Here is a 12,425-nt window from a genome sequence, read left to right on the forward strand (position 1 = left end):
CCTCCACCGTTTTGTATTTGATTGGTAATAACGATAATAGTATAGAAAATATATGTAGAAATAATGTAGATGAATTTCATTTTGTATAGTATAGGGGGGCTATAGTATAATATAAGATAAAATAATGAGGAGTGATCGGAAAATGGGAGACCTAATTCAAGAGCATGAGTCATGCAACACGGAAGAACGCAGGAGCCATCATTCTGAGAAAACAAAGAATAATTTAATTAACCGACTTAACAGAATTGAAGGACAAGTTAGAGGGCTAAAAGGATTAATCGAAAAAGATACCTATTGTGATAATGTGCTGAATCAGATCTCTTCAGTCCAATCGGCTTTGAACGGTGTTGGAAAACTTTTGTTAGAGCATCACATGAAAAGCTGTGTAATTGAACGAATTCAGGAAGGTGAAAACGAAGTTATAGATGAATTGTTAGTGACCATAAATAAATTAATCAAATAGTGCTGTAAACAAAAGAGGGTTTGCAAAAACTCTTTTTTTGTTTACAGCTAAATACTTTGACAAATATAGTGAGGGGGGGTATGGTATTAATGAAGGAGGTGATGTACATTAAAAGTCATTCATTTGGACAATATAGGATGAAGTTAATGGTCCAATGACAAACAATCATTGAGGCCTAATGCTCCTATCCGCTGCAGGTGCACTTAATGGAGTCAACAAAGCATATTGAAGTAGTGAATGAATTAATCAAAAGAGTTCATGCCTCAATGAAATAACATATATTTAAACTCAATTAAAGGGGAGTATGAAAAATGGAAAATGTTACACTAAAAGTAAAAGGTATGTCATGTGGGCATTGTGTAAATTCAATTGAAGGTGCCTTAAATCAAATAGGCGTAGAAGGAAAAGTAATTCTCGCGGAAGGTAAGGTTGAAGTTAAATTTGACGAAACCAAACTAGAGTTTTCGGATATTAAAGAAGCAATTGAAAATCAAGGCTACGACATAGTCGAATAACATGATCTTCTTGAATCATTACTTCAAGTTAGAAGAAGGTGAAGCGTATGCATGTCGAGGTATTTACAACGCCAACTTGTGAAGATTGCAAAAATTTCAAAAAATTCTTAAATGATCATCAAATACCGTATACAGAGTTTAGTATAGCTGATCATCCAGAAAATGCTGTCCTTCTGCGCGAACGAACAGGTAAAAATTTGGTCCCTACAATTTTCATTGAAGGTAAAGTTTATTTCGGATTTGTCTTCAATCGTCAAGAAATTGAAAAAACACTTCTTGGATAAGAACCCTAAATGATATTTCGGTTCACTCCATCGATTGTGAAATGTGCACAGAATTATCCTCTTTCACACTCTAGAGTAGTAGATTATCTTCTGAAATGCCGCCATGAATAGAAATTTCTATATGGGGTAAATATAGAATAAGGGACTACCCTACTACTTTAGATACGAGAGGAGAATTATAATGTCACATCAAAAGTACAAAGAGTGTATTGAAGAGTGTTTAAAATGTATGGTTGCATGTAATCATTGTTATGTTTCTTGTTTAGATGAGGAGCATATTGGAATGATGAAAGAATGTATTCGCTTGGATCGTGAATGTGCGGATATCTGTGAATTTGCCGCTCATGCCATGTCGATCAATAGCAAATATGTTAAAGAGATATGTCTTGCTTGCGCAGACGCTTGTGAAGCTTGTGGGAACGAATGTAAAAAACATGATCATGAGCATTGTCAACAATGTGCAGAAGCGTGTTTTGCTTGTGCAAAAATGTGTCGTGAAATGGCCGCTTAATAAAAGAAATGTAGCACAGAAGGAGTTTTCTCAGAATCAGTTCATAAATTCTGAGAGAACTCCTTTTATTAAATTCCTAAGAAATAATTCGAATTTTGAAAAGGAAGAATAACATAATTACATATCAACAATAAAATGGGCTTAAAATTTTCGGGTATTGCGCTTGACAAAATATAGGGTAGGGGGGTATGCTTTATACATGAAGTGAAGTTAATATTACTGAAATAAAAATCTCATATATAAGGAGAAGTGAATTATGAAAAATGAAGTGTTAAATGTGAATGGCATGTCTTGTGTACATTGTGTCAACTCAATCGAAGGTGCTTTGAAATCGCTCGGTGTTCAAGGGAATGTTAATCTTGAAAATGGCACTGTTACCGTAGTATATGATGAAAATAAGGTGACTCTAGAGACCATTAAAGAGGCTATTGAAGAGCAAGGATATGAAGTCTAAAAGGTGAGGTGTATATATAGTGTCAACAATTGAAGAGAAAAAATCACAAACATCAATTCAACTCTCAGGTATGACTTGTGCTGCTTGTGCTTTAAAAATTGAGAAGGTTTTGAACAAGCTGGAAGGTGTATCAGAAGCTAACGTAAACTTTGCGATGGAAAAAGCGACAGTAACATATGACCCAAGTAAAGTCGACATCGGTAAGATGGAAGCAAGCATTGAGAAGCTTGGCTACAGTACAGTTAAGGAAGCCGTTGATTTGGAACTTTTCGGTATGACTTGTGCGGCTTGTGCCTTAAAAATCGAGAAGACTCTGAATAAGTTACCTGGCGTAAGCACGGCCACCGTAAATTTCGCCATGGAAGTTGCTCATGTCGAATATAATCCGGCAGATGTTTCTGTGACTGATATGCAAAAGAGAGTAGAGAAACTCGGCTATCAAGCTGTACCGAAACAGGAACAAAGCGACCCAGCTGAACGTCGACAAAAAGAATTATCAAAACAAAAAAGAAAACTTCTTATTTCTGCGATTTTATCGTTTCCCTTACTCTGGGCAATGGTAAGTCACTTTTCATTTACTTCGTGGGTATGGTTACCAGATCTCTTTATGAATCCATGGTTCCAATTGGCATTAGCAACGCCAGTTCAATTTTATATCGGAAGACCCTTCTATATTGGTGCATATAAAGCTTTACGCAATGGCAGTGCAAACATGGACGTTCTTGTTTCATTAGGGACCTCAGCTGCTTATTTTTACAGTCTGTATTTAACCATCGTTTGGGCAATTGAAGGCGGTAGCGTACATCATGGACCTGCGATGTACTATGAGACAAGTGCCGTGTTGATTACCTTAGTGGTTATGGGGAAACTGTTCGAATCCCTGGCAAAAGGACGTACGTCAGAAGCTATTAAATCCCTAATGGGACTTCAAGCCAAGACGGCGATAGTTGTCCGAGAAGATCAAGAATTGACCATTCCCGTGGAAGAAGTGATTGTAGGTGATGTTGTAATTGTTCGACCAGGGAGTAAAGTGCCTGTGGATGGGGAAGTTCTGGAAGGACTCTCGTCTGTGGATGAATCGATGCTTACTGGTGAAAGTCTCCCTGTAGAAAAAAAAGTGGGGGATGCTGTTATCGGAGCAACCATAAACAAAAACGGTGTGCTTCGAATGAAAGCAACAAAAATAGGTAAAGAAACAGCTCTTGCACAAATTATTAAAGTTGTCGAGGAAGCGCAAGGATCAAAAGCTCCTATTCAACGGGTAGCAGACGTCATCTCAGGGATTTTTGTGCCGATTGTTGTAGGAGTCGCTGTAGTGGCATTCTTGGTATGGTACTTCGGAGTAACACCGGGTGATTTTGCTGGTTCTTTAGAAAAAGCAATTGCCATTCTGGTTATTGCTTGTCCTTGTGCACTTGGGCTTGCTACACCAACCTCCATTATGGCTGGTTCTGGACGTGCAGCTGAACTTGGAATCTTGTTTAAAGGTGGAGAACATCTGGAACAGACCCATAAAATTGATGCAATTATTCTCGATAAAACAGGTACAGTAACAAAAGGTAAACCTGAACTTACCGATGTTTTGGTCGAGGGCGATGAAACAGAATTCCTTAAACTTGTGGGGGCAGCTGAGAAAAATTCAGAACATCCATTAGCTGAGGCTATAGTTGCGGGCATTATGGAAAGAAATATTGAACTGCTCAGAACAGAATCCTTTGAGGCCATTCCAGGCTTTGGAATCAAGGCTGTTGTGAGTGGTAAAGAGTTATTAATTGGTACACGTCGTCTAATGGATAAATTCGATGTAGAAGCAAAACAAGCTTACAACATGATGTCTACTTTAGAGGAATCCGGGAAAACAGCTATGCTTGTCGCTATTGATAAAGAGTATGCGGGGATGGTTGCTGTGGCAGATACCATTAAAGAAACCTCTCAGGCTGCTGTCAGCCGTTTGAAGGAGATGGGTATCCAGGTCATTATGATTACCGGGGACAACGAACGGACGGCAAAAGCGATTGCGGCTCAAGTTGGCATTGACCACGTCCTGGCTGAAGTTCTCCCTGAAGGTAAAGCGGAAGAAGTTAAAAAACTGCAAGCACAAGGTAAAAAGGTAGCGATGGTAGGAGATGGTATAAACGATGCTCCGGCCCTTGCTATGGCAGACATCGGAATGGCTATTGGTACAGGAACAGACGTTGCTATGGAAGCTGCTGATGTAACATTGATGCGTGGCGATCTTTCAAGTATCCCTGACGCTATTTATATGAGCCGTAAAACTATGGCTAACATTAAACAAAATTTATTTTGGGCACTCGGTTACAATACGCTGGGTATTCCAATAGCTGCGATCGGCCTTTTGGCTCCATGGGTAGCTGGTGCTGCAATGGCATTAAGTTCAGTATCTGTTGTTCTTAATGCACTTCGGCTACAACGTGTGAAAATTCGTAATTCTTAAAAACTGACGTGATAAAATCATTGTATAATATAACGATAGGGGTACGTTTGTGTTACATTATATAAAGTATCAGTAACAGGGGTACCCCTATGTGTACGTTAGAAAAAGATTGCCAAAACTCACTTGTAAACTAGAAATTCGTTCAGGAGAATGTTAGGTTGAAAAAATGGATTATATTCTGTATTAACCTGGTTGTATTTATGCTTGTTTTCATGAAGCGGGATTTATTGTATGCATGGATAGCTGGGGATAATACGGCTAGCTTACCTCTGATGTTTCTTGTAATTACTATTCTTGCTATGTTTCCTGTGATCCCGTTTGGCATTGTAGGTGGAGTGATCGGCGCTAAATATGGTGTAGTATTGGGCAGTACTATGAACGTGGCCATATCCACTTTAGCTGCGATTATTGTCTATCTATTGGCAAAATACTTACTTTATTCTTGGGGAAGAAGGATTACCCAGAGATTTACATCTCTAGATCAACTACATGCGATGAGTAGCCAGCGCCTGTTTTGGATGATTCTATCAGCTCGCATCATACCCATTTTACCAGCTGCGGCAATCAATATTTACGCAGGAGTATTCCATTTAAATTTTAAGATTTTCATACTCGCAACCTTATTAGGTAAAATCCCCGCAATGATGACCTTTGCCTATATAGGGCATGAAATATGGAATGAAGGAACACGACTAGTACAAGTCAGTTTGATGTATGCTTCATTTTTATTACTGGTTTTTATCGGCTATAGAATATATCTTCGATATAAAGAATAAATACAATTCAATAAGGTGACTAAAAAGGCTCTACGTCCTCGTAGAGCTTTTTTGGTTTGCCTTCAGCTATTTGAAATTTGGTTGTATTGATATAACAAAAAAACACACTTCCTTCAAATTTAAAATTTACACTGTTACTTAAGAACGACCAAGAGGAGTATTATCAGATGAACAATCATTACGATGCAGAAGAACCAAAACCAATCAGTTCTAAGTTTCGCATTAACTTTTTCTTTTTTGTATCCTTTGTCATTTTTTCAGTTATCATCATTCGTCTCGCTTATATGCAATTCGTAGAAGGCCCCGAGCTTAGCCGTTTACAAAGTGAAAGTGTCACCAGAACAAGTCCTTTGTTGCCCGTTCGTGGTTCCATTTATGATTCATCAGGTAAAATAAAATTGGCATATTCCGAGCCCATTCAGTCGTTATACATCACATTGTATAAAAATTATAGTCAACAGGAGGGGGGGCCTAAAAATCCCAATCGTGAGGAAGCTGGTCAATTTGCAGAAAAATTGTATGAAGTATTTCAGGAATTTAAAGATCCAGGGAGTAAAGAGTTCTCGGTAGATGATATTTTGAATGCGATGGATCTGGAATATCGACAGACCCAAGGTTATTCTCCGAGATTGATCAAGAGTGACCTATCTGATAGAGAAGTCGCTTACTTTCTTCAGAATAGAAATATCATTCCTGGATTGAGTGTAGTGGAAGAAAGCAAACGCAAATATGATAAGGATGGCGTGGCTGTTCAAGCTATTGGTTACATGAAAACATTCAAAACATCAAAGACACTAGCAAAATACAAAGAAATTGATCGTTTAAATCCAACTCAAACCAATCCTGGGCTTGTATACTCTGAGCTAGAAAATGTTGGTGTTGATGGTCTTGAACTTCAATATCAGGACGTGTTACGAGGACAAAGTGGTTTTAAAGAGATCCCCATTAATGCGTTAAATTTGCCTGAAGAGGGAGGAAACATGCTCCCTCCAGAAAAAGGATACGATATCATCTCGACCATCAACAAAAACGTACAAGTTCAAACAGAACAAGCTATAAAAGAACAGTTGAATTGGTTACAGCGGACTCCAGTTTCAGGAAAACTTCATACTAATGCAAAAACAGCTTTTGCTGTCGCAATGGAAGTAGATAGCGGTAATGTCGTGGCTATGGCAAGTATGCCTGATTATGATCCGAATGCGGAATGGGATTATGAAAAGATTAAGTACATCTATAGAAATGGTACAGTTGAATCCTTTCCTCCAAACGACACCGGAAAGCACCCAGAGTCAACCGTATTATTGGGGTCAACAATAAAACCATTAAGTGTTTTGATTGGCTTAAATGAAGGTTTTTTTGCTCCGAATTCAACATATCAGGATCGCGGATACGCGGAGTTTGGTAAAGATCGTACCAGAGTCAGAAACTCTTCAGGAAGCGTATATGGTCTTTTAAATCCAGAGACAGCAATCACGAAATCATCAAATGCTTTTATGATTGACATGATCGGTGAGCAGCTTTGGAACAAGTATAATGTGGAAGGTATTAAAGTATGGGACAGATATATGAAAGAATTCGGCTTAGGCGTGGATACTGGAGTGGATTTACCCAAAGAATTTAGAGGCAGAATTGAATATAACCAAGAAAATCAATCTGCACTCACAGGCTTGGCTTTTGCTTCATTTGGACAACAAGGCAAATATACAACAATGCAGCTCGCACAGTATACCGTGATGTTAGCGAATAAAGGACAACGTCTTGAACCACACCTGGTAAAAGAAATACGTGACTCTGAAGGTAATGTCGTTAAAAAAATTAAACCAAAAACACTAAATACAGCAAATTATGATGACAGATACTGGCGCACCATTCAACGTGGAATGTCTACCAATGTAGATGCCGCGTTCAGTGGGTTTCCCTATGATTTCGCGAGAAAGACAGGCACCTCTCAACAGACTATTTATATAAATGGTCAATCGATTAATGTTGAGAACGGCGTATTTATCGCCTTTGCACCTCGTAAGAATCCAAAACTGGCAGTAGCCGTGGTTGTACCTGAAGGGGGGTATGGATCAAGTAGCGCAGCACCCATTGCTCGTGAAATATTTGATGCCTATGATAGGGAATATGGACTGGGTAGCAATCCAGCAAAATGAGCCGTCAAATAAAAACAAAAATATTATTCAATTGATTTATAGTGACCATATGATAGCAAGAGTTGTTAGTAAGAACTGGGGGATAGGGCAGAATTCCGATTGTTGCACGCTTTTCTTGTTTGGACTTGAAAAGTGAAGAAGAAGTCACTTAGGGGATATCGTTTAGGCTCCTGCGACACAACACAGAAATAACTATATCGGAGAACAACAACCTAGGCTGAAAATCATAAATGTCCTTGGATGTACTAGCGAGCAAGCATTTGATATAAACTAAGGTTCATCTTAGACATAGTATTCGGCTATGGAAATAAAGTAATAGCACAAGCCTCGAATTTCATATATATCCTCCATTGTAAACAATTCCATTTGGGATGGAGGAGTACTATGGTTATCACACCGGATATCCCGGATCTTCCCTTTACCGTCGAAGAGGGAATGAAGTGCTTTGTGTTAGTTGCGGAGCCTGTAACGAGAGAACTATTGCCTGGAATAAAAATGAAGGGCTGGGGGTATAACGGTTTCATTCCGGGTCCAACTATACGAGTTAAACAAGGCGATTGGGTTAAGATCAGGGTTATAAACCATCTACCGGAGGCAACCAGTGTCCATTGGCATGGCCTGGATATCCCCAACTCTATGGACGGTGTTCCTGAAGTTGAACCAACACCCAAAATTAGACCAGGTGAATACTTTGATTATTGTTTTCAGATTATGAATGCACCGGGAACGCATATGTATCATACTCATCACAATACAGTTACTCAAGAATTAATGGGACTAGGGGGTGGATTTATAATAGAATCGGGATGTAATGACTATATTCATAGAGATTACTTCATCATGCTTCAGGAATTTCATCTTCAAGGCCTGCCTAAGGGTGAATTGAGGAAAGGAGATTACGATTTAGACCCCTTAACGGACAGTTTTAATTTTTTCACAATGAATGGGCGTTGTTTTCCATATTCTAATTCTTTACCAGTTAAATATGGCGAAAACATTCGTATTCGTCTTGGGAACATAGGAATGAATGCACATCCCATTCATCTTCATGGACATCAATTTCTTCTCACAGCTGCAGACGGTAATGAAATCTCAAGTTCCGCCAGATTACTTCGAAATACGATAGAAGTTTCGAGTGGAACGACATACGACTTACTCTTTTGCGCGAATAACCCAGGAACATGGCCCTTCCATTGCCATATGCCACATCATATATCCAATAACTTCACTAAACCAATTGGTGGAATGTTTAAGACAATTGTCTATGAGAAATAAGAAAAAAATGATAACCCAGTAAAGAAAGCGAATGGAGGGGCTAAAATCTCATTAAGTGGAGAAATATTTTTTGATCCAAAGACGGGATTAGAGAACCTTACGATCTGGTCCTCTATAAATAACAAAGAACTACATGCATCAATAACCATATATAATGATCAAAAGAATACAACCTCACTTTTAGTTCATATATTCTATAATGATGGTTCGTACATTTTTCCAGTATACCCCGGAAATTCAAGAGCATGTAGCTGTCAAAACATAACCCAAATAATTGTAGCACCTGAATCAGAAATTACGAATAACTGTAGTGGGAAATTTATTATGGAAATATTCTGACTACATTCAGCAGTTCTAATGGTAATTAAATGAAAAAATGAAAAGAGATCCTCAAACCTCTCGCTATGCACACATTGTGGCAGCAGACCGCAGATGGCGAGGGACAAGAACATATTCCCATTGAAGTCGCTATTTTAGCGGCTTTTTTATGTTATCGGTACAAGTTCTTGTCTCAAGGTAAGGACAAGAACTTGTACCGATTGCCGAAATGGACAAGGACAAGAACATATTCCGATTAGATGATCATCTAAATAATAAGCATATGTAGTTAAAACCTCAATAACACTTAGAGGTTCACCGAGTATCGGGAGAAGGCTGTTAGCATTTAAAAATTAAACTAACTCTCAAGAGTAATTAAAGCTTTTTCTGGACAAAATTCTTGAGTATGTGCAGGAATGTCTTGATCTACCCCAATCAACCGTATCTCAACATTTGCAGAAACTTCGCAGTGCCGGTGTTGTCGCTACAGAACGGATCCATTATGTGGTATTATTTGGATTGAAGATAAAGCTCTACGGAGGACGTACAAAATATGTAGGAAAGGGTGTAATTATGAAATTAAATCATCTGAACCTAACAGTTACTGATGTTCCTGCTGCTCGCGAGTTTTTAGAGACTTATTTTGGTATGAAATGTGAAGGTACGAGGGGAAACGCATTTGCAGTTATGTTTGATGATGAAGGCTTTATTCTCACTCTAAAGAAAGGTAAAAACGTACTCTATCCTAGTGACTTTTCATGCATCCATGGGTGGTACTTCTACTGCTGTCGCTGCGCCAAATATACCGGAATTTTGCTCCCCGCCGGAAATAATGTTTAATTTGATGTTAAATTTATCCTTGATTATCTTCCCAAACCAACCCGGCTGCTGGTATGGATATATATGGTATGGTAAGAACGATATCAAATAATCTCATATAATTACGTAAAATAATAATTTGACGAATAAAAATATTGAATTATAATATGTACAAAGTATCCTTTAGAAAAAAGGAGAATCCCATGGAAAAGCAAACAAAAATTAAATATTTAGAACGTATTGAAGAAAAACTTGATGATTTGCCCTGGTATGTTACAGAGTATATAGATAGCAGAAAAAGAAAATTATCACCAACCACCATGCTCAACTATTGCCATGATTATATAATTTTTTTTGACTGGCTAATTTCTGAGGGGCTTGTTAAATGTAGTCGTAAAGAAGTTGAGTTAAGTACACTGGAATCATTGACTATACGTGATGGGGAAAATTTTCTTTTCTTTTTGGAGAATCAACTAGGGAACTCTAAAAGTACTGTGAACAGAAAATTGGCTGCACTTAAATCATTGTTTAATTACTTACAGAATAAAGCTGAAACTTCTGAATTAGCTCCTTATATTAAGCGTAATCTGATGGCCAAGTTAGAATTAAATCCTGTTTTAAGCACAGCTCAGTCGAGTGCACAAAAAATCAGTGGTAAGATTCTGAAGCATGAGGAGTTCAATCTATTCAGACAATTTATTGCAAATGATTATGGTGAATTGATTAAAGGAAATAAGAGATTATATAACTATTTTTTATTTAATCGTGAGCGTGATACAGCCATCGCTTCTTTGATTCTGGGATCTGGATTGAGACTGTCCGAAGTGGTTGGCGCTAATATTGAAGATGTAGACTTGACTGAAAATTTACTACGAGTAGTCCGTAAAGGCGGTAAGGAGCAGTATGTTTACTTTAGTGATCTTGCATTATATGACATCAAAGAATATATAAAAATTAGAGATCAAAAGTATAAACCCAGCTCAAAAGAGATAGCCTTATTTATAGCTGCTCCTGTAGGAAGAAAAGGAGGCACACGAAGACTTACTCAAAGAGCCATAGAAAAGTTAGTTCAAAAATATGCTAATCTTTATGGTAAACCATCTTTAAATGTGCATGCATTGAGACATTCATTTGCAACTCGATATCATAAGGCTAACAATGATGTTCCAAAACTGAAAGATCAACTAGGTCATTCATCAGTACAGACAACGATGATATATACACATTTATCAGATGATGATTTGAAGAAAGCGGTTAATAAAATGGATTTAAATTTTTTTATGCAATAAACTTTAAGTTCAATTGTTGTCGAGGGACAAGAACATAGACCCATTGAAGTCGCTATTTTAGCGGCTTTTTTATTTTATCGGTACAAGTTCGTGTCCCGAGCAAAAGACAAGAACTTGTACCGATTGCCGGAATGGACAAGAACATAGTCCGATTACCGATTAGATACATGTCTAAATAAAATGAGAAATAATTAAAGTCTCAATAGTCAGTATAGTGCAGGACAGTTTTTTCATTTCTAATGGATCAAATGAATTGATTAGAGATAAATCACGGGCAGATAGGGTAAAGAAAGCGAAATATTGTTATCGGAACTAGCTTTTAGGACAAGAACTTGTACCGATTGCCGAAATGGACAAGAACATGATCTGATTACCGGTTAGATGGATATCTAAATAATCAGCGTATGCACTTAATACTTCATTAAGCTACATTAAACATGAAAATGTTCACGTTGTTTTGGGACAAAAGGCAAGATGTGAGAAGTAAATATGGGCGGCTTGGCATTAAAAACCGAAATCTTGGTTACTGGAATTTGCTTTTGGGGACAAGAACTTGTGCCAATTACCGGAATGGACAAGAACATAGTCCGATTGCCGATTAGGTATATATCTAAACATTTAACACACGCAGTTACAACTTCATTAAATACCTTAATACATAACAATTTTTATATTGTTAAAGGAAAACTGACACGATGAGAGGTTAAACACGGTCGGCTTGGCATTAAAAAAGAGAATTATCAGAATGAACTGGCAGTTGAGGACAAGAACTTGTACCGATTGCCGGAGTGGACAAGAACATAGTTCGATTACCGATTAGACATATTTCTAATAAAGTTTTCGCTCATCAATTCATTAGGCTAACAGGTAGATTAGTTAAACAAATGCAGAGAAAAGGAGGTGGTTCATAAAAATACAAACGACGGTTGCCTTTGAGCTATACTGTGGATCATAGCAAAGACGGCTGCCTACTGCAGAGGAAGAAAAATGACTCTTAGCATGCACAACGTTACAAGACCAAACAAGATGGTCTGATTATAGATCATTTCAAAGAAGATCCTTCAGTCAAGCTATTTGGACTATGGTGATGAAGTTGATTTCATTATTTCA

Annotated in this window: 11 protein-coding genes and 2 pseudogenes; all 13 read left to right on the top strand. The window is 37.9% G+C overall.

All coding sequences use genetic code 11. The annotated features are described in order from the left end of the window. Positions 1-142 precede the first annotated feature (142 nt). A complete protein-coding gene (locus tag P5G61_RS29250; RefSeq protein WP_024634433.1) occupies positions 143-463 on the top strand; it encodes a metal-sensitive transcriptional regulator in 321 nt (106 codons plus the stop codon). Positions 464-774: 311 nt separating this feature from the next. Continuing rightward, on the top strand, positions 775-978 hold the full coding sequence (locus P5G61_RS29255) for a cation transporter (RefSeq protein WP_024634434.1): 204 nt from the start codon (positions 775-777) through the stop codon (positions 976-978). 47 nt (positions 979-1,025) lie between these two features. Continuing rightward, on the top strand, positions 1,026-1,262 hold the full coding sequence (locus P5G61_RS29260) for a glutaredoxin family protein (protein WP_024634435.1): 237 nt from the start codon (positions 1,026-1,028) through the stop codon (positions 1,260-1,262). A gap of 181 nt (positions 1,263-1,443) precedes the next feature. Next, a complete protein-coding gene (locus P5G61_RS29265) occupies positions 1,444-1,773 on the top strand; it encodes a four-helix bundle copper-binding protein (protein WP_081718281.1) in 330 nt (109 codons plus the stop codon). 256 nt (positions 1,774-2,029) lie between these two features. After that, positions 2,030-2,227 carry a cation transporter gene (locus tag P5G61_RS29270; RefSeq protein WP_024634437.1) on the top strand — a complete coding sequence of 66 codons (198 nt, stop codon included), beginning with the start codon at positions 2,030-2,032 and terminating at the stop codon, positions 2,225-2,227. Positions 2,228-2,246: 19 nt separating this feature from the next. After that, entirely contained in the window at positions 2,247-4,682 is a 2,436-nt protein-coding gene (locus P5G61_RS29275; protein ID WP_152532791.1) for a heavy metal translocating P-type ATPase, read from the top strand. A 158-nt stretch (positions 4,683-4,840) separates the two neighbouring features. Beyond that, entirely contained in the window at positions 4,841-5,458 is a 618-nt protein-coding gene (locus P5G61_RS29280; protein WP_024634439.1) for a TVP38/TMEM64 family protein, read from the top strand. A gap of 167 nt (positions 5,459-5,625) precedes the next feature. Next, the gene (locus P5G61_RS29285) at positions 5,626-7,614 is read left to right on the top strand and encodes a peptidoglycan D,D-transpeptidase FtsI family protein (protein WP_024634440.1); all 1,989 of its coding nucleotides are present in this window, start codon (positions 5,626-5,628) and stop codon (positions 7,612-7,614) included. Positions 7,615-7,998: 384 nt separating this feature from the next. Then, the gene (locus tag P5G61_RS29290) at positions 7,999-8,889 is read left to right on the top strand and encodes a multicopper oxidase family protein (protein WP_024634441.1); all 891 of its coding nucleotides are present in this window, start codon (positions 7,999-8,001) and stop codon (positions 8,887-8,889) included. Positions 8,890-8,991: 102 nt separating this feature from the next. Further along, positions 8,992-9,228, top strand: a complete 237-nt coding sequence (locus tag P5G61_RS32005) for an S-Ena type endospore appendage (RefSeq protein WP_435874305.1) — start codon at positions 8,992-8,994, stop codon at positions 9,226-9,228. 378 nt (positions 9,229-9,606) lie between these two features. Further along, positions 9,607-9,702 (top strand): annotated as a pseudogene (locus tag P5G61_RS29295) (ArsR/SmtB family transcription factor); the annotation flags it as partial. 78 nt (positions 9,703-9,780) lie between these two features. Continuing rightward, positions 9,781-9,963: pseudogene (locus P5G61_RS29300) on the top strand (VOC family protein); the annotation flags it as partial. A 266-nt stretch (positions 9,964-10,229) separates the two neighbouring features. Next, on the top strand, positions 10,230-11,315 hold the full coding sequence (gene xerS / locus P5G61_RS29305) for a tyrosine recombinase XerS (RefSeq protein ID WP_024634443.1): 1,086 nt from the start codon (positions 10,230-10,232) through the stop codon (positions 11,313-11,315). The last annotated feature ends 1,110 nt before the right edge of the window (positions 11,316-12,425 follow it).

Origin of the sequence: Paenibacillus vandeheii (genome assembly GCF_030433635.1) — a bacterium.
Taxonomy (GTDB): domain Bacteria; phylum Bacillota; class Bacilli; order Paenibacillales; family Paenibacillaceae; genus Paenibacillus; species Paenibacillus vandeheii.

What these genes read in the sequence shown, in the direction of transcription:
- P5G61_RS29290 (WP_024634441.1), top strand. Translation starts at nt 7,999, where the DNA reads ATGGTTATCACACCGGATATCCCGGATCTTCCCTTTACCGTCGAAGAG.
- P5G61_RS29270 (WP_024634437.1), top strand. Translation starts at nt 2,030, where the DNA reads ATGAAAAATGAAGTGTTAAATGTGAATGGCATGTCTTGTGTACATTGT.
- P5G61_RS29265 (WP_081718281.1), top strand. Translation starts at nt 1,444, where the DNA reads ATGTCACATCAAAAGTACAAAGAGTGTATTGAAGAGTGTTTAAAATGT.
- P5G61_RS29255 (WP_024634434.1), top strand. Translation starts at nt 775, where the DNA reads ATGGAAAATGTTACACTAAAAGTAAAAGGTATGTCATGTGGGCATTGT.
- P5G61_RS29285 (WP_024634440.1), top strand. Translation starts at nt 5,626, where the DNA reads ATGAACAATCATTACGATGCAGAAGAACCAAAACCAATCAGTTCTAAG.
- P5G61_RS29250 (WP_024634433.1), top strand. Translation starts at nt 143, where the DNA reads ATGGGAGACCTAATTCAAGAGCATGAGTCATGCAACACGGAAGAACGC.
- xerS (WP_024634443.1), top strand. Translation starts at nt 10,230, where the DNA reads ATGGAAAAGCAAACAAAAATTAAATATTTAGAACGTATTGAAGAAAAA.
- P5G61_RS29260 (WP_024634435.1), top strand. Translation starts at nt 1,026, where the DNA reads ATGCATGTCGAGGTATTTACAACGCCAACTTGTGAAGATTGCAAAAAT.